The organism is Paenibacillus sp. FSL R10-2782, from assembly GCF_038592985.1.
Taxonomy (GTDB): domain Bacteria; phylum Bacillota; class Bacilli; order Paenibacillales; family Paenibacillaceae; genus Paenibacillus; species Paenibacillus terrae_C.
Genome location: NZ_CP151951.1, coordinates 3,886,400 through 3,904,152, shown reverse-complemented (window position 1 = coordinate 3,904,152; position 17,753 = coordinate 3,886,400). Strand labels below are relative to the sequence as shown.

Annotated in this window: 14 protein-coding genes and 1 pseudogene; 9 read left to right on the top strand and 6 right to left on the bottom strand. The window is 48.0% G+C overall.

Annotation, left to right across the window (positions count from 1 at the left end):
* The first annotated feature begins 113 nt into the window (after positions 1-113).
* On the top strand, positions 114-1,682 hold the full coding sequence (locus NST83_RS17630) for a cellulase family glycosylhydrolase (RefSeq protein ID WP_342415109.1): 1,569 nt from the start codon (positions 114-116) through the stop codon (positions 1,680-1,682).
* 323 nt (positions 1,683-2,005) lie between these two features.
* On the opposite strand, the gene NST83_RS17625 is transcribed toward NST83_RS17630, so the two are convergent.
* Positions 2,006-3,010, bottom strand: a complete 1,005-nt coding sequence (locus NST83_RS17625; protein ID WP_342415108.1) for an LLM class flavin-dependent oxidoreductase — start codon at positions 3,008-3,010, stop codon at positions 2,006-2,008.
* Positions 3,011-3,181: 171 nt separating this feature from the next.
* On the opposite strand from NST83_RS17625, the gene NST83_RS17620 reads away from it, so the two are divergent.
* The gene (locus tag NST83_RS17620) at positions 3,182-3,505 is read left to right on the top strand and encodes a DUF3817 domain-containing protein (RefSeq protein WP_137063954.1); all 324 of its coding nucleotides are present in this window, start codon (positions 3,182-3,184) and stop codon (positions 3,503-3,505) included.
* Between the two features lie 119 nt (positions 3,506-3,624).
* Here the strand turns inward: NST83_RS17620 and NST83_RS17615 are convergent.
* Both NST83_RS17615 and NST83_RS17610 read right to left on the bottom strand, forming a co-directional pair.
* Positions 3,625-4,580: pseudogene (locus NST83_RS17615) on the bottom strand (acetylxylan esterase).
* 40 nt (positions 4,581-4,620) lie between these two features.
* Positions 4,621-4,884 carry a YkgJ family cysteine cluster protein gene (locus NST83_RS17610; protein WP_342417987.1) on the bottom strand — a complete coding sequence of 88 codons (264 nt, stop codon included), beginning with the start codon at positions 4,882-4,884 and terminating at the stop codon, positions 4,621-4,623.
* 298 nt (positions 4,885-5,182) lie between these two features.
* Between NST83_RS17610 and NST83_RS17605 the strand changes: the two genes are divergently transcribed.
* Positions 5,183-5,440, top strand: coding sequence for a GlsB/YeaQ/YmgE family stress response membrane protein (locus tag NST83_RS17605; RefSeq protein WP_342415107.1), 258 nt, complete (start codon positions 5,183-5,185; stop codon positions 5,438-5,440).
* A gap of 106 nt (positions 5,441-5,546) precedes the next feature.
* On the opposite strand, the gene NST83_RS17600 is transcribed toward NST83_RS17605, so the two are convergent.
* Entirely contained in the window at positions 5,547-6,848 is a 1,302-nt protein-coding gene (locus NST83_RS17600) for an MFS transporter (RefSeq protein ID WP_342415106.1), read from the bottom strand.
* Between the two features lie 297 nt (positions 6,849-7,145).
* Between NST83_RS17600 and NST83_RS17595 the strand changes: the two genes are divergently transcribed.
* From NST83_RS17595 to NST83_RS17585, 3 genes are all read left to right on the top strand, one after another.
* Positions 7,146-7,997 carry an amino acid ABC transporter substrate-binding protein gene (locus NST83_RS17595; RefSeq protein ID WP_342415105.1) on the top strand — a complete coding sequence of 284 codons (852 nt, stop codon included), beginning with the start codon at positions 7,146-7,148 and terminating at the stop codon, positions 7,995-7,997.
* A gap of 74 nt (positions 7,998-8,071) precedes the next feature.
* The gene (locus NST83_RS17590) at positions 8,072-8,740 is read left to right on the top strand and encodes an amino acid ABC transporter permease (RefSeq protein ID WP_044647250.1); all 669 of its coding nucleotides are present in this window, start codon (positions 8,072-8,074) and stop codon (positions 8,738-8,740) included.
* 14 nt (positions 8,741-8,754) lie between these two features.
* The gene (locus NST83_RS17585; protein WP_342415104.1) at positions 8,755-9,507 is read left to right on the top strand and encodes an amino acid ABC transporter ATP-binding protein; all 753 of its coding nucleotides are present in this window, start codon (positions 8,755-8,757) and stop codon (positions 9,505-9,507) included.
* Between the two features lie 75 nt (positions 9,508-9,582).
* Here NST83_RS17585 and NST83_RS17580 read toward each other — a convergent pair whose 3' ends face one another.
* Complete coding sequence (locus NST83_RS17580; RefSeq protein ID WP_342415103.1) at positions 9,583-10,863, bottom strand: ATP-binding protein; 1,281 nt, start codon at positions 10,861-10,863, stop codon at positions 9,583-9,585.
* On the bottom strand, positions 10,864-12,321 hold the full coding sequence (locus tag NST83_RS17575) for an RtcB family protein (protein ID WP_342415102.1): 1,458 nt from the start codon (positions 12,319-12,321) through the stop codon (positions 10,864-10,866).
* Positions 12,322-12,871: 550 nt separating this feature from the next.
* Here NST83_RS17575 and NST83_RS17570 point away from each other — a divergent pair.
* The 3 genes from NST83_RS17570 (at position 12,872) to NST83_RS17560 (ending at position 17,228) form a co-directional block, all read left to right on the top strand.
* Positions 12,872-13,201: a metalloregulator ArsR/SmtB family transcription factor gene (locus NST83_RS17570; RefSeq protein WP_342415101.1), complete on the top strand. Its 330-nt coding sequence runs from the start codon at positions 12,872-12,874 to the stop codon at positions 13,199-13,201.
* Between the two features lie 30 nt (positions 13,202-13,231).
* A complete protein-coding gene (gene sulP / locus NST83_RS17565) occupies positions 13,232-15,016 on the top strand; it encodes a sulfate permease (RefSeq protein ID WP_342415100.1) in 1,785 nt (594 codons plus the stop codon).
* Positions 15,017-15,617: 601 nt separating this feature from the next.
* On the top strand, positions 15,618-17,228 hold the full coding sequence (locus NST83_RS17560) for a S8 family serine peptidase (RefSeq protein ID WP_342415099.1): 1,611 nt from the start codon (positions 15,618-15,620) through the stop codon (positions 17,226-17,228).
* Positions 17,229-17,753: the final 525 nt, after the last annotated feature.

Sequence of the window (17,753 nt, the reverse complement as noted above, 5' to 3'; positions counted from 1 at the left end):
GTGACACCTAATGTTGGACCTGATCCTCTTGCTGTATAAAGGAGGGGAGCAAAAAGGCGGAGAACAACGTACTGATAAGCTTATCCACTTTATAAAAAGGAAGGAATGTGTAAATGATGAATAGGCAATGGGTCCTGTCAAGGATCGCAAAAAGAGTAGCGGTGATGTTAACTGCGGTGCTACTGTTGACGTTAACGAACGGATTTAACTGGAATACGCAGACCGCAGAGGCTGCCGGGACAACTCCCGTGGAGCGTTACGGACAGCTTTCAGTGAAGAATGGTAGGCTGGTGGATAAAACCGGGAAGCCTGTGCAGCTCAAAGGGATCAGCTCTCATGGTGTCCAATGGTTTGGGGATCTGGTGAATGAGGACTCGATGAAATGGCTGCGGGACGACTGGGGCATTTCCGTGTTCCGGGTTGCGCTATACACCGAGGAAGATGGTTATATTGCCAATCCTTCATTAAAAAATAAAGTGAAGGAAGCGATTGAGGCAGCACAGAAGCTGGGATTATACGTTATTATTGACTGGCACATTCTCTCGGATGGTGATCCGAACATTCATAAAAATGAAGCCAAGGCTTTCTTTAATGAATTTGCAACTCAGTATGGTCATTTACCAAACGTGATCTATGAGCTTGCCAACGAACCGAACGGAAACGTGAACTGGAACAACCAAATCCGTCCTTATGCGTTGGAGGTATCTCAGGTCATTCGGGCCAAAGACCCGGATAATATTATTATTGCGGGTACAGGCACGTGGAGCCAGGATGTACACGATGCAGCAGATAACCCGCTTCCAGACAAAAATACACTGTATACCGTGCATTTCTATGCCGGTACGCACGGACAATACCTGCGGGATCGCGTCGATTACGCGCTGAACAAGGGCGTGGGCATATTTGCTACCGAATGGGGAACAAGCGATGCTTCGGGTAATGGCGGTCCGTTCTTGAATGAAGCTAAGGTGTGGACCGATTTTCTGGCCAGCCGTGGAATTAGCTGGGCAAACTGGTCACTGGCAGATAAAAATGAGACCTCTGCTGCGCTCTTGTCTGGTGCAAACCGTAAAGGGGGATGGCCTGATTCTCAATTGTCGGCTTCCGGCAAATTCGTAAAGCAGGCAATTCTGGAAGGCTCCAGTACCAATGGTGGAGGCGGAAACAATGGTGGAGATAACGGCGGTGATAATGGCAACGGAGGAAATACACCAGGTGCTGACGATCAAGGGATTGTGCTTCAATATCGTTCCGGAGACACCAATGCCAAGGATAACGTAATCCGCCCTGAATTTAATATCAAAAACACAGGAAAAACGGCGGTCAAGCTGAGTGATTTGAAAATTCGCTACTATTACACAGATGAAAGCAAACAGGGTCAGCAATTTTTTGTAGACTGGGCCAAGGTTGGAAATGAAAAGGTAAAAGCAACTTTTGTAACATTGCCAGAACCGAAGGCCAAGGCTGATAAATACGTGGAAATTTCATTTGCTGATGGAACGGGTACTATTCAGCCCGGTGGGGAAAGCGGAGAAATCCAACCCCGTATCCATGCTGCGAACTGGAGCCATTTTGATGAAACCAACGATTATTCGTATAGTGCCAGCCAAACTGCCTTCGCAAACTGGGACCGTGCAACTGTCTATCAACAGGGCAAGCTGGCATGGGGTATAGAGCCTTAAGGCACAACAGGGATCATGCCCGGAATGAGTAAAGAACATGGGACTTTTGGGTCCATACTTTTCAATATTGGATTATAGAGTATGCGTCTTTGGTATATGGGAATCGGAACTTTAGGAGGACACATTCAGCACTTTAGTTCCGGTATTCATAATACTAAAGTACCATATGATATTCGACTTTCGTGGTGCTTTAACTACTTCCATAGCACATAGAGTTTGGTCCTAATGGATCATTCCTCAACAAAGAACCCCCGCTTTTTGCCCTTACAGGTAGGCGGGGGTTTTGGGTTTTATAAATATTCGAAAATAAAGGTTAACTGTGTTTAAGCCAAATCAAAAGCTTTGGCCAGCAGACGATAGGACTGAACGCGCTTATCAAAGTCATGAATGGATGAGACAACTAGCAGCTCATCGGTACGATACTGCTCAGCCAAGCGTAGTAATTGCTCCTTACACTGATCGGGTGTACCGACAACGCGCCATGCTGCTGACTGACGCAGTCGCTCGCGATCAAACTCCGTGTACGGATAGGATAGTGCTGTTTTTACCGATGGCAGTGAAGTCAATTCTTTGCCTTGCATAAGCAGCAGGAAAAACAGGCTGGCGCTGGAAGCCAACTGCTCGGCCTCTTCTGTAGTTTCGGCGCATGACACAGTAACTGCTGCCATGGAGCGGGGCTTATCGCCCAGGATGGAAGGCTGATACTGATCGTGGTAACGTGTGGTAGCTTCTATCCCACCTGGTGTGCCGAAAAATTGGGCAAAGGCATAGGATGCGCCCATCATCGCGGCTAATCTTGCGCTTTCTCCACTGGAACCGAGCAGCCACAGTTCAGGAATGGTTGAAATCGTCGGTGCCGCATGAAGCCCGGCAAACCGATGGTCAGCAGGCACAGAATCATGGAAATAATCAATTAAATCGAGAATCTGTTGTGGATATTGCTCGACGGATTGGTGCTTACCTTCCTGCAAGGCACGTGTTGCCAGCGGCAAACCGCCGGGAGCACGCCCCAGACCCAGGTCAATTCGGCCCGGATGTAGCGCCTCTAGCAGCCGGAAATTCTCAGCGACTTTATATGCGCTGTAGTGTGGCAGCATAATACCGCCTGAGCCGACACGAATACGTGACGTATTGGCAGCCAAATGTGCGATCAGCACCTCAGGACTGGAGTGTGCAAGCATTTTCGACGCATGATGCTCAGACACCCAATAACGGCTATACCCCAGCTTGTCGGCTTCACGCGCCAACGCTGTTGTATGGGACAAGGCATCCTGAGCAGTACCGCCTTCAGGAATATGAGACTGGTCCAGTATTCCCAGTTTAAGCATTTTGCAATCACCTCTTACACAACTGTATCAGACACAACTCATTTGGTCAAAACATGAAGTTGGATGGTTTAGAGTTGAAGTTGAATCGGTTGGAGTTTAGGAACCTTTTCGTTATAATGAAGGAAGTGTAGGATGAAAAACATCCTGGCTTTGGGAAAGGGGAACGAATTTGTGTTAAGAACACCTTTGGGGCGTGTCCGACTCATGCTCTGGATTCAAGGTATAGCGTATTTGGCAATACTATTCACCCATCAGCCGCTGCAAGCTGCGGGCATGACCCAGACAGTCATGGTGATCGGTAACATATACCGGATCAGCTTTTTGCTGCTCCTCGTCGCTTTGATCTATGGCAAATCAGCACTGAATTGGTCCCTCCGGCGGCCTCTATTCATGATGTTGGCGTCCTTCATTCCTTTTGGTCTGATCATTATGGATTGGGTTTGGGTGAGAAAATGGACAGGGGATTCGGCAGCAGAGCAGCGAGCCGCATCGTAATATTTTAGTATACGTCGAGTGAGATTTGAGGAGCTATTCCTTAAGCCCCGGTGCAGAAGAGAAGAGAGCATTGCGCAGTTTAACGCGTGGTGTTCTTTTTTTGTGCACCGGAAACCAGTTCAATTCAATGTTAAAGATTTCACCAAAAATTCAGCAGTTTTGCGTCTTTGAAAGCCTTCCACCCAATGTCCTGTAAATGGATAAACTTCAATTGTTTTAGGCGATTCAATGCGACTATATGCGGCAAAAATCGTTTCTGGCATACATACGGTATCCTTGAGTCCTACCGATACCATGACAGGAATACGAATGCGATGAGCAAGATTCATGACGTCAAAATAACTCAATGTATGTAGCACCTGCTCCAAATGCTCCGGGAATCGGTTTGCGAATTCGGCAGCTTCTGTCAGCGAGCTGGTAGAATTCATCATTCCAAAATCCATATGACACATATTAGGAATGTCAGCCACTGTAATAGCAGGCTTATCGCTGAGCGCAGCTACCATTAATGCAAGTCCGCCGCCCTGGCTAGCCCCAGAGATTGCGATTTTGCTCGCATCCACATCCGGCTGCTCTGCCACCAATCTACGGCTCTGAGGGCATCTGTCGTTATCGATTTGTAGTAGCAGGTATCCTTATCAAGGATCCCTTTCGTTACCCAGCCTTTAACCGTACCATGAGGTTCATCCAGACGGTCTCCTGTTTCACCCCCCTGACCGCGTATATCTACGGCAAATACAGCAAAGCCAAGCATCAGCCAGGACGAGTAATCCTCAGGATAGCCCTTGCCACCTGTGTAGCCATGGAAAAGGACAACACACGGCAGCTTTTGATTTCCGGCAAATTGGGGGCGTATATACCAAGCATGCAGTGGCGTATCATCTACACCTTCAAAGGTAACCCGTGAGGCATGAATATGAGGATACGGCGTTACCACTGGTGTTTTGAACGCACGCACGGGTTTAGCCTGTACATCTTCCAGTGTTTTGTCCCAGAACTGCCCGATATCCTTCGGGGCGGTCAGATCCGGTTGATACTGCTTCAATTCGGCAATTCTTTTTTCAATGAAATTCATAGTGAAAAAATCCTCCTTCATATATAGAATGAGTATCTACTCAAGCTTTACCCGGTAGAGTTGACTTTTCCAGCTCTCTCAGCAGCTCAAATGCTTCTTCGTTGGTGCTTCCGCACGTATCTTCATCAGCATGAAAGCCACTGCATACGGCTGGACGCTCAGGCTTGCCAAACAATCGGCAACGGTTATCCAAAGTGAGCTGTGGGCAAGGGACACCAGCCGGTTTTCCGTCAGGCATGCCCGGAATAGGGGATGAAATTGTAATAGCAATACAACACGCGGCACATCCGATACGACATTCCAGTTGAGGTCACTCCTTAGATCAGTTATTTTTGCGAATTATGCATGAAGTGACTTTAACAAAGCCATAATGTGAGAATGGCACAAAGAAAGCAGGAACACAAGGATAACCCCCATTTGAGACACTCTTTTCACACAAGGGTTATAAATAGGCAGGTAGGCACGTAGGATGGTATCAAGCTCCTAAGTCATTGTTCTGTTCATTAGGTAATATTAACCATTTGTGCTCGACATGTTCAAAAGGAGTTCGAGTGGTTAATAATAGAACACAACGATAAAAAACTTAAACGAGGTGAAGTAAAATGAGTTGGTTATGGGCATTGATTGTTGGAGGTATTATTGGTTGGGTGGCAGGAATTATCGCAGGTCGTGATGTTCCGGGTGGTGTAATTGGCAATATCATCGCCGGTTTTATCGGTGGATGGTTGGGAAGCTTGATTCTGGGAAACTGGGGTCCTGTAATCGGATCGTTCTACATCGTTCCTGCATTAATTGGTGCGATTGTACTGGTTGTCATCGTAAGCTTGATCTTCCGTTCCGTTGGACGGAGCAGAGGCTAAACCATAAATAATCGATTCCACTAGTCCTCATAGGGCATAAGGCTACAAAATGAAAAGAAGCTGCTTCCCGCAAGGTTCGCAAATGAACCAGCAGGAGCAGCTTTTTTTATTGAAACCGTCTGATATGTGGAACACATAAGACACCCAACACGATGCACATGCCAACGGTTGAAAATAGACCGATAGTGAAAATGCCGCCAAGCTTGTCCGCCATCGCACCCACAGCCAGATAGCCTACAGGCAGTAAGGCAAAGGAAAACATTAGATCCAGACTGGCTACACGGCCAAAGGATTCGGCGGGAACCATTTCCTGAAGGCTTGTTTCCCAAATGATTGCAAATATCATAATGCCGAACCCTTCAAGCATCATGCTCATAATCAGTCCCGGCATCCAGGTGACTACAGACAACAATAATAAAGCAAGCCCGCTGATAAAAGCTCCAAGGTAAGCGAGCAGGCCGCGATGCTTCCAGTGCTTGCGCGACCCGTATACAAAGGCACCCAGCATAGCGCCGATGCCGCTGCTTGCCATCGCAACGCCATACACGACTGGACTGTAGCTATGATGAACCTTGAACAGCCACGGAATGAGTACTGCAATAATGCCTGAGTAACAAATATTAATGAAGGAAAAAGCCAGAATCGTAATCCACAGCCACGGATGACTTTTAAGAATCGTAAAGCCCGCAATAAAATCTTTGAGAAAATGCTGACCTTCCTGATCCTGTTGTTCTGCATTTGCCTGGCGCTTACCGATGATCGAGGCCAAATGACTGCTCAGCATCCAGAAGCAGGCAAAAGATATCAGATAGGCGACAGAATCCAGACCAAAGCCGACCCCTGGTGAGGTGAAGGATACAATGAAGCCGCCCAGTGGAGGGCCGAGAAGGCGGACGGCTTGAATACTAATCTGACTGAGCGCGTTAGCCGCATTGCGAATGTCCGGCGTAAATACCTGTGCGCGCAGGGCAGAATAAGCCGGATTAAAGATACCGTCCATCAATCCGTATAAGGCAAGGCCAACGAACAGATACGGCAGTTTCATCCCGTCGGTAAACATCAACACCGCCGCAGCGAACATCAGCCCAAAGCGGGCAATGTTGGTGAACAGAAGCAGACGGATTCGGTCAATCCGATCCACGATCATCCCGGCAAAGGGCAGAATAAGCACGTTAGGCAGCATATAGACAGTCATCGCCAGACCCATGATTGTAGTCGAGCCGGTCAGGGAATAGATAACCAGTGGCAAAATGACGGTGGTGACCGAGGTTCCCAGCATAGCGATCCAATGTCCAAGCCACAGTAGAGTGAACGCTTTGGATTGCCTTAAAGGCGAAGTGAAGGTGGCCCAAGCTGAACGTCTTCCTTCGGGTGAAGCAGAGGATAGGGTTGAATTTTGGGTTTCCATAATGCCTTCCTTTCATTCAAAGACGAGGTAAATATTACTAATCTTCATATTGAAATCTATTATACGAAACCTTGGACGTAAAGGTACAGAAAAAAGTTACTGTGAGGATAGATCAAATGAATAGTCTGTCTATGAATGAGTCAACCTAGGATAACTTTGAGCCCAGAAATTTTATAGCTCACCTTTTGCATAGGGATTATTGGATAAAAGCATTGACGTGTAAAAATGAATGATGTACTATTCAATGAGCCAGCTACGTGCCGGGTTATCAAGAAAAAGGAAAAGAGTGTGGTTAACATGAAAAAATTTAGATTTTTACCAGTCGTACTGATCGTAATGGCTTTGCTGGTTTCGGCCTGCGGCAACAACGACAAAGGTGCTAATTCAAATAATGTTTCAACCGGGGAAGCCGGGTCTACTAATGGAAAAGCAGATACAACCGCCACAGCTACTTTGGAATCTGTAAAAGCGAGCGGCAAGCTGCGAATCGGTACGGAAGGTACCTATGCTCCATTTACCTACCATGATGCTGCTGGTAAGCTGACAGGCTTCGACGTTGATATTGCAACTGAAGTAAGTAAGCGTCTGGGCGTACAGCCGGAGTTTATTGAAACGCAATGGGATGGTATATTCGCGGGATTGAACTCCAAACGGTTTGACACGGTGTTCAATGAAGTGTCCATTACAGATGAACGCAAGCAAAAATACGATTTCTCCGATCCATATATTGTCTCCAAGGCAGTGCTGATCGTGAGCGAAGATAATAATGACATCAAAAAGTTTGCTGATCTGAAAGGTAAAAAGGCCGGGCAATCCCTGACCAGCAACCTGACTCAAATCGCGAAGAGCAATGGCGCGGAAATTGTGGCAACGGATGGATTCGATCAGGCGATTGGTCTCCTGACATCCAAAAGGGTCGATGCGACCGTCAATGATGGTTTGTCCTATCTTGATTTGAAGAAGCAAAAGCCTGACGCTCCCATCAAAAAGGTAGATGAATCTCCAGATGCTTCACACAGCGCGGCTGTTTTTAATAAAGGTAGCGAAGACTTGATCAAGGAAGTTAACAAAGCGCTGGCTGACATGAAGGCTGACGGTACGTACCTGAAAATTTCCGAGAAATATTTTGGAGCCGACGTATCCAAATAACACCCGAATAACCGGAGTCTCGCCATGTCGAACCGGACTTTCGCAAATTTATCTTTTTAAAGGATGTCTGCACAATGGATGATCGCCAGATACAAATTATTATCGATTCATTACTGCCTCTGCTGAAAGCAGGGGTTTCTTTTACGATTCCGCTCACACTTATCTCTTTTGCTCTGGGCTTGATATTGGCGCTGGTTACGGCGTTGGCTCGACTGTCCAAATGGAAAATACTCAAGCTGATTTCCGGCTTCTATGTGTGGGTGATTCGTGGAACACCGTTGCTGGTGCAATTGTATATTATTTTCTACGGCTTGCCTTCAGTTGGCATTACGCTGGATCCATTTATAGCTTCAGTGATCGGCTTTACGCTCAGCGTGGGGGCTTATGGCTCCGAAATTATGCGTGCGGCAATTATATCCATTCAGGAAGGCCAGTGGGAGGCGGGATATTCCTTGGGAATGACACGCTGGCAAGTGCTGCGACGTATCGTGCTTCCGCAAGCAGCCCGTGTGTCCGTACCGCCGTTAGCGAATTCTTTCATCAGTTTGGTCAAGGATACTTCGCTAGCTGCGACCATCACCTATGTGGAAATGTTCAGAACAGCTAACCAGATTGTAGCCACCACGTATGAGCCGTTATTGGTGTATACCGAGGCGGGGGTTATTTATCTGCTGTTTAGCACCGTATTGACCGTGCTGCAAAATTACCTGGAGAAGCGGCTGAGCCGTTTTTCCGTTAGATAAAGGAGATTGTACCGGTGATCCAAATTCGGAATATACACAAATCGTTCGGCTCGCTAGAGGTGCTGAAGGGTGTTAATGTGACGTTGGATAAAGGGAAGGTGCTGGTGATCATCGGCCCGTCCGGCTCTGGTAAAACAACGCTTTTGCGCTGTCTGAATTTGCTGGAGGTTCCCGATCAGGGTGAGATTCAGGTTGGGGATATTGCACTGAATTTTGCCAAAGAAACGAAGCTGCGGCAGGAAAGCGTCTTGGCGCTGCGCAAGCGAACGGGTATGGTGTTTCAATCCTACAACCTGTTCCCGCATATGACAGCAGTTCAAAATGTAATGGAGGGCCAAGTCACCGTTCAGAAGAAGAGTAAGGACGAGGCACGCAAACGCGGATTGGAGCTGCTTAAAAAGGTGGGACTGGCGGACAAAGCGGAATCCTATCCACATCAGTTGTCAGGCGGACAGCAGCAGCGGGTCGGTATTGCCCGGGCAATGGCGGTCGAGCCTGAGGTGCTATTGTTCGACGAGCCGACCTCTGCGCTTGATCCCGAGCTGGTAGGCGAGGTGCTTAAAGTTATGAAGCAACTGGCTGCCGAAGGCATGACCATGGTCATTGTCACCCATGAAATGAAGTTTGCCGCCGAGGTCGCTGACCATGTTATTTTGATGGATCAGGGTGTGATCGTTGAACAGGGGACGCCACATGAGGTTCTGGAGCAGCCCACCAGTTCACGAGCTATTCAGTTTTTAAATCGGTTGAGCGGGGAAACAGAATAAAAACGAAGCTGGAAAAAAGAAGAACCTCTAAATGCGCCATTATGGGCATGAGAGGTTTTTCGTTTTTATGATGATTTAGAAGAATCCAACGCGTCCTTCGGCTACATTTTTTAACCAGTCCTGCTTGCGGCTCTTATCTAGCTCGCCTCTCATACCTTTAATAATCAGCTCAATATCTGTTTTTCCACTCTCATGCCATTCCAGTGCAGTGCTGACATACAGCTCTCCGAGCTGGGCCAGGGAGAAGCCGTCAGTCATCGCTGCCGCCTTCTGTGTACCTGTCTCTCCTGCAAAAACAAGGAAGTTACGCAGCTTGAGATACGCTAATCGCAGTGCTTCGTCCGGCAGACTGATTTCATAGGCGCGATCGAAACGACCCGCCCGATTCATCAGACCCGGATCAATTTTTTCGGGATAATTGGTCGTTCCGATCAGGAAGATACCCTCCTTGGAAGTAGCACCATCAAGCGTATTCAGGAAAAAGGAACGAACCTCCTGCGGCATGGAATCAATATCCTCAATGACCAGCACCATCGGAGCCAGACGGGTAGCCGCCTCGAATACCTCTTTGACCGATTCACTGGTTGTATACTCCGTAATTTGCCAGTAGGCGGCCGGACCCGGTACGCTGCTCGCAATAGATTTAACAAGCGTTGTTTTCCCGTTGCCCGGATGGCCATACAGCAGAATACCGCGTTTGTAAGGAATATTATAAGTCTGATAGAAGGTACGATCTGCTTCAAAAAACTGATCGAGTGAACGGAAAATATCCCGCTTGATTTCCGCTTTCAAAATAACGTCATCCCGCGTAATGGCACGGGTAATAGGCTCTGCCTGCCGGGATAATCCGCGGCTTGTGTCAGTAAAGACGGTGACCCGTTTCATGTTCTGCTTGCGTTCACGCCCGCGTACGCCTGCAAGGAAGCCTTGCAGTTCCTGATCGCCTGTCGCAAATACGTAATCTTCATTGTATACGCCATTCTCACGGAAAAAGGGAACCCGCGCCAGCGCGATGCCCCATTTGGGATAGGCGAATACATTATTACGCATCGACAGGTGCACGCCGTATTCTGGAGTGGGCCCGTCATCGTCATATTGGATGGTACGTTCCTCTAAGCGATCAAAGACCCGTGCCACATGCTCCAGATCCGGGCTGCCTGAACGAATGTCCTCCTCCAGCAAGTCCCAATACTCAATATTGGGATCGTCGCTGGCATACAGCTCATATTTTACGCCATAGCGGTTATATAGGGCCTCACTGATGCCGTCGATCAGACGGGCATAAGCGGCATAGCCGGTAATACGCCCATCCGTACGTTCATCAAATTCGTAAATAGCTGGGATGTCTATACTCAATTATTTGGCTCCTTTCAGGGCGGCCAGCGGCTTGCATTTGGCTACAACGGCTGCGAGTCCTGCCCCGGTGACACTTTCAATAATATCATCTACATTTTTGTAGGCTTGGGGAGATTCGTCGAGAATGCTTTCCAGCGATGACTGATTGACCACAATCTCGTCGTCTGTCCCTACACCAAGTGCTCCGGCAAAATCGTCCACACTTACGAGCCGTTTGGTCGCAGAGCGTGAACGGATACGGCCCGCTCCATGGCAAATGGAGTGGAAGTTATCCTGTCCGCCCGGCAGGCCGACCATAATATAGGAGGACGTCCCCATAGAACCGGGAATCAAGGCCGGATGTCCTGTTTCCCGGTAAGGTTTTGGATTGTCGGGATGTCCGGCTGGAAGAGCGCGGGTAGCCCCTTTACGATGCACAAACACATTACCGTGATCCGGGTGGGATTCCTCCCAACCATAATTGTGCATCAGATCGTACAAGGTGCGCAACTCGCACTTTGTGCCAAAGACATCACGGAAGGCTTCACGTACGGAAAAAGCGATCAAATGTCGGTTTACCACCGCATAGTTCAGCGCCGAGTACATCATATTGATGTAATGCGCAGCTTCGGGATGCTCCAGAGGGGCAAATACCAGCCTTGGATCAGAGGTGCCAAGCCCAAGGCGACCCATTGCTTTGGCAATGGCAGACGAGCTGGTTTGGCTGACCGCTCCACCCCAGGCACGTGATCCGGAGTGGACCATGACGGCAACCTGACCGTCGAACATTCCCCAGGCTTCGGCTATTTCACGGTTGTGCTCGGCAATCTCAATCGCCTGAATTTCAACGAAATGATTGCCTCCACCCAGCGTGCCAAGCTGTCGGTGAGCCCGGTGCCACGTGCGATCTTCGACGAGATTAAGTACCTCTTCATCAAATGAGAATTTACTGTGCTCTACATGGGTGAGTGAGGTTGATTTTTTAGGCGTGTAGCTGTCTGGAATATATTTATTGGGCAATCCATGCAGGCCCTTGCGTACAATATGCTCCAGCCGGATATCTGAATAATGTCCCCGCTGGTGGGCTTCCATTGGCAAATATTTATCAATGGTCTTGACCAGCTTGCGGCGCAGCTTGGTTTCCTTCAAGGCATCCTTGTGCAAATTCGTCAGGTGTACACGCATGCCGCAGCCGATATCGCTGCCGACGATGGAGGGAGATACATAGCCGTCCTCCATTCCCCATACCGCAGTCGTACCGATGCAGGTTCCGATGCCTACATGTACATCTGGAGTATAGCCCATATAGCGGATACCAGGAATTTGTAAATTGTTATTAGCCATCTCGAACACCTTGTAATCCAGTGAGGAGAAAAGCTGCTGAGAAGCATATACGGTCAAATCGCCAGCCGGAAGCTTCATAAGATGGCTGTAAGGTCCTTTTTCTAAGAACGAGTCTGTTGTGTGTTGTATATTCATATCGTTGGATAGTTCCCTTCTTCATGTAAATCAAAAATGACATACAAATTAAGCTTTAAAAAGAAAATAAAAAAAGCCGCAGACTTGTCGTCTACGGCTTCCTGCACCGAAAGTGTCATTACACGCCATGATCTATACATCATTCATACGTAAAATAACCTGTCCTTCCAATAGCATTAAATACAGAAAAAAGCCTGGTTAATCACGCTGTCAGACAGCGCGATGTCACCCATCATGTCGCCCGAACGGGGCCGATGAGACGAAAATTCATATATATGGTTTTGTCATGCTGCCTGTCTGTCACCATCATGTAAAGCTCAGTCATGTCTGTCGGCCCCCTTTTCCTAAAGTTAATTGCTATGTTAATGGAAACCTGTGGAAGCTGTCAACCCTGAAAAGAGGGAGAATGGAAAGATGTGACTTTAATCATGGTGAGGTGTGAGTTAAATCATAGTTCAAATGACCCAAACCTGTTACTGTCTAAATATTCAAATATTCAGAGATTGTTGATGGTTTACTGAACAATTTTTGTGAGGGGGACGGAGCAAGCATGGAAGGCGATCTCCAGAAATTTAAGGCCGACTTTTTTAAAGCATTGGCTCACCCTCTGCGCATCCGCATTCTGGAGGTGTTGAGTGAAGGGGAGCGGAACGTAAATGAGCTACAGACTGCGCTCGGTTCCGAAGGCTCTGCCGTATCGCAGCAGTTGGCCGTGTTGCGCGCCAAAAATTTGGTGAGCAGCATCAAGGAAGGCACGACGGTCATTTACTCGTTGCGGGACCCGCTCTTGACGGAACTGCTTGCGGTGGCGCGGCAAATTTTTGACAATCATCTGGTCGAAGCGATCTCGTTGCTGGAGGGTATACGGAACGAGAAGTAATGCTACTACAGAAAAGAAGGGTTATAGAGGATGAAGTGGATGGGAAGGTTCGAGGGATATAACGCAGGAGCTTTGCGAAAGGACCTGATTTCCGGAAGTATCGTGGCAATTGTGGCCATTCCGCTCGGCATGGCGTTTGCCATTGCATCAGGAGTAAAGCCGGAATACGGGCTGTACACGACCATTGTGGCAGGAGTTTTGGTTTCACTGTTAGGAGGGTCCAAATTTCAGATTGGCGGACCTACGGGCGCTTTTATTCCTATTTTGCTGGCTATTGTCATGCAGTACGGTTATGAAAATTTGCTCATAGCCGGTTTTATGGCGGGGATTATGCTCATCTTAATGGGCGTGCTGAGGCTAGGCGCGTTAATTAAGTTCATCCCCAAGCCGGTAACGATTGGCTTTACGGCGGGCATTGCCGTGACGATTTTCAGCGGCCAGATTGCTAACTTTCTCGGCTTACGCGGAGTAGAGCGGCATGAAACGTTTCTGCCTTCTATGGCAGAGCTGATCCATCGCCTGCCTTCACTGAATGTGTACAGTATTCTAACGGCGGGTATCTGTCTTGCCGCCCTCATTCTGGTGCCTAAAAAATGGCCCAAGGTACCCGGTTCACTCGTTGGCCTGCTCTTATCCACGCTGGTGGCAGCCTGGTTTTTTCCGGGTCAGGTGGCAACGATCGGCTCCGCATACGGGGCAATTCCGGCATCTCTGCCTGAGCTGCATGTTCCAAGCGTGACCTGGGATCTGATTGTGAAGCTGCTGCCGCCCGCACTTGTCATCGCAATGCTGGGAGCTATCGAATCCCTGCTTTCAGCGGTGGTTGCGGACGGCATGACAGGAGCCCGGCATAACAGCAATCGTGAGCTGGTCGGACAGGGTGTTGCCAACTTGCTTACACCCCTGTTTGGCGGCATTCCTGCGACGGGGGCGATTGCGCGCACAGCCACAAATATCCGCAGTGGTGCCGTTTCTCCCATGTCGGGTATTGTACACGGCTTGGTTGTACTGCTCATTCTGGTGGTTTTTGCTCCGTATGCATCCAATATTCCGTTGGCGAGTATGGCTCCGGTGTTGATGGTGGTCGCCTGGAATATGAGCGAGCGCAAACATTTTGCACACATTCTCAAGACACGGACAGCAGACTCTATCGTACTGGTTGTCACCTTTTTGCTGACGGTATTTACGACGCTGACCACGGCTGTTGAAGTAGGTCTGATTCTGGCCGTTGTGCTGTTCGTCAAGCGTATGAGCAGTGCACTTTCAGTGGATAAGGTATTGCCCGATCCTTCTGTCAAGCATGAAAAAGTCCGCGCGCATATGGTTACAGAGCAGCATGATTGCCCGCAGGTAGCGATCTATAGTGTGGAAGGCCCTCTATTTTTTGGTGCCGCTTCGGCATTTGAAAATTCGGGGATGGGAGGTCAGGCTAACCGCCAGCAAGGAATTTTGCTGCTACGTATGGGTAAGGTTCCTTTTATGGATATGACAGGAGAGTCTAACTTTACCGAATTGATTCAGAAATATCGTAAATCCGGTGGAACGGTACTTGTTTCCGGCCTCCAGCCGCAGCCGCAGGCATTACTTCACAAAACCGGATGCTACGACATGATCGGACACGAGCATTTTTTCGAGCATACAGGAGAAGCCCTCACAGCAGCCATTGCACTGGTGGATCGGGATACATGTCGCGGGTGCAGCCAAATGGCTTTTCGGGAATGCGCTGCTCTATGCGGCAGATCGCAAGCACTATCAAAGCCATCCATTTCGGATGGAGCCGTTTCGGTTCCCATACCAGTAAACAGCGGCAGATAGCCCTCTCTGGACTCTTCTATTGGAGTGCAGAACGACTGCCGAAAAATCTCTTTTATTTTTACGATTAGCAGTGCACCCCCCAAGAGTAGCACCTGCTCGTAAAAACGAAAGAGTTTTTTTGTTTTTTCAAAGAAAAAGGGAAAAAATTCAAAAAAATGCTTGTATATCTGTTTTTATGACATTATACTAGATTCAAAAGATACCATTTGTATCATTCTTTTGTTTTAATTTGGATTTTAATGCGCAGATTTTAAACTCCTCGATCACTTCTGGCTTCCTATCCTACTTTTTTCTTCACGTTTTCTCTTACTTTTTCCAAAGCCATATAAGCTGAATTTTGAAAATTTACATGGGGACGGACATAGTAGGTAGAATGGTGCTGTACAAGTGCCAGCGATACCTTTGTCCCAAACAGTGTACTGTTTCTCTCGGTCCTGCCCCTTTGGTTGTTCACCACAGAATCATGACCTATGGATTCCATGCTAGAATCTATATTTTTTGAAGGAGGTGAGGGCCAAGGGCTATTTTGTGAGCTTTTCATGCGGCTGTCGGCAGGTTGTTCTTGAGAATCAAAAAACCAAGTAAAGGGAGATGGAAAGTATTGATTAAGTCGAAAAATATCAAAAAGACGTTATCGGCTAGTTTTACTGCTATTCTTGCTTTTTCTCTGATTTCTCCGGTGTACGGAGATGCGAGTACGACTACAGCGGCAGGAGCCTCGACCATTTCCGCCAAGGTTTCAGCCAAGCTGAACCAGCAATTCAGTGCCAGCGAGTACGTCACCTATCTGGTTAAATTAAAAGATCAGGTAGATACAGAGTCGGTTGCCAAGCATGCTTTCCAAAAGGCTTCCGCAGACCAGATATCCCCTGCTGCCGCTAAGCTTTCTGTACGTACAACGGTTGTGAACTCTCTCATAGATACTGCTGAAAAATCTCAACAGCCAGTGGAAGAATACTTAAAGAAGGAAGTCAATAACGGAGGCGTCAAAAAGTACAAGAGCTACTTTATCGTGAACGCGCTTGCGGTAACAAGTACCAAGGACGTATTGGATAATCTCGCCACACTTCCTGAGGTAGACAAAATTTTACCGGATGAAACGCGGGAGCTTCAAAAGGTTGAAATAGATAAGGATGCCCAGCCAGCAGTCGAGGAAGTGACAGCCGAACAAGCTACTGTAGACACGACTGTAACGGAAGAGAATGTACAAAAATCGGTGGAGGAATCCGTATATAAGGATGCTGTAACACCGAGCAAAGCCGAATGGAATATTTCCAAAATCAAAGCACCACAGGTTTGGGCCAAAGGCATTGACGGCAAAGGGGTTGTCGTTGCCAATCTCGATACAGGCGTAGAGTACACTCACCCGGCGCTGAAAAGAAAATGGCGCGGTTTGGATGCTTCCGGTCAAGTCGTTAATCCAGAGCTGAGCTGGTATGATGCGGTTAACGGAGCATCACTGCCAACAGATTCAAATGGACATGGTACACATACGATGGGGACGAGTGTTGGCTCGGACAGTAACGGTACGAATGAAATCGGTGTTGCTCCCGGTGCTAAATGGATTGCCGTACGGGTATTCAACCCGTCAACGACAGACTCCATCCTGCTGGACGGAGGCCAATGGTTGCTGGCTCCAGTAGACAAAAATGGCAAGAAGCATCCTGAGCTTGCGCCGGATGTGGTGAATAACTCTTGGGGCGGCGGACCTGGTCTGGATGAATGGTATCGTCCAGTCACCAAGGCGTGGAGAGCGGCTCAGATTTTCCCTGAGTTCTCCGCAGGCAACACGACACTATCAAATCCGGGCGGACCTGGGTCTGTAGCTAATCCGGCGAATCTGCCGGAAGCCTATGCCACAGGAGCGACTGATGTTAACAACAAGCTGGCGAGCTTCTCGTTGCGTGGTCCTTCTCCATATGGCGAAGTGAAGCCTGAAATATCGGCTCCTGGCGTAAACATCCGTTCCTCTGTTCCTGGCGGAGTATATGAGGGGGGCTGGAACGGTACATCCATGGCAGGCCCGCATACAGCCGGATTAGCGGCATTGCTGCTCCAGGCCAAGCCATCCTTGACAGTGGATCAACTGGAGGATGTTATTTCGAAAACAGCAACGCCGCTGACAGACAGCCAATATAAAACTTCACCGAATAACGGCTATGGATATGGCCTGATCGACGCGTTGGCTGCGGTCAATTCGGTACTTAACTAGAATGATCTGATTGTGCTTTAGAAAGACTTCGGAAATCCCTTTGAGCGGCTCATCCAGAGATTGTATACACCTGCTAACCGTGTAATGCAACATTAACGCAGCCGCTACAAAGGGGTTTTTGTACATAGAAAATACAAAAATTATAAATTTCAAGGAAATTGCAAAAAAATCACTTGTATATCTGTTTTGATAACTTTATACTATCCATAATATATGTTTTTATATCAATTTTTAATATAAAATGTAATGATATAACATGTTCTCTCTTCGACATTCTCCTGCTTATTCTTCTTGGTATCTGCTGAATTTCACCGCTTGCTATTTTTGGATTCGCAAACTCACCTATGAAATAAACTCACCTAAGAAAATCCAAATCGTTTTATACATGAGCATTTTGCAACAATCCCAAGAGCGATTTCAAATTGTACTTTCGAGCGTTAGGGATCGAATGATGTAAAATGCTGACCTCTATACTCTATGAAGGAGGTGGTTGCCAACCCTATCATGCTGTGCAGCCCGTAGGTT

What these genes read in the sequence shown, in the direction of transcription:
- NST83_RS17630 (WP_342415109.1), top strand. Translation starts at nt 114, where the DNA reads ATGATGAATAGGCAATGGGTCCTGTCAAGGATCGCAAAAAGAGTAGCG.
- NST83_RS17625 (WP_342415108.1), bottom strand. Translation starts at nt 3,010, where the DNA reads ATGCTTAAACTGGGAATACTGGACCAGTCTCATATTCCTGAAGGCGGT.
- NST83_RS17605 (WP_342415107.1), top strand. Translation starts at nt 5,183, where the DNA reads ATGAGTTGGTTATGGGCATTGATTGTTGGAGGTATTATTGGTTGGGTG.
- NST83_RS17600 (WP_342415106.1), bottom strand. Translation starts at nt 6,848, where the DNA reads ATGGAAACCCAAAATTCAACCCTATCCTCTGCTTCACCCGAAGGAAGA.
- NST83_RS17595 (WP_342415105.1), top strand. Translation starts at nt 7,146, where the DNA reads ATGAAAAAATTTAGATTTTTACCAGTCGTACTGATCGTAATGGCTTTG.
- NST83_RS17590 (WP_044647250.1), top strand. Translation starts at nt 8,072, where the DNA reads ATGGATGATCGCCAGATACAAATTATTATCGATTCATTACTGCCTCTG.
- NST83_RS17575 (WP_342415102.1), bottom strand. Translation starts at nt 12,321, where the DNA reads ATGAATATACAACACACAACAGACTCGTTCTTAGAAAAAGGACCTTAC.
- NST83_RS17570 (WP_342415101.1), top strand. Translation starts at nt 12,872, where the DNA reads ATGGAAGGCGATCTCCAGAAATTTAAGGCCGACTTTTTTAAAGCATTG.
- sulP (WP_342415100.1), top strand. Translation starts at nt 13,232, where the DNA reads ATGAAGTGGATGGGAAGGTTCGAGGGATATAACGCAGGAGCTTTGCGA.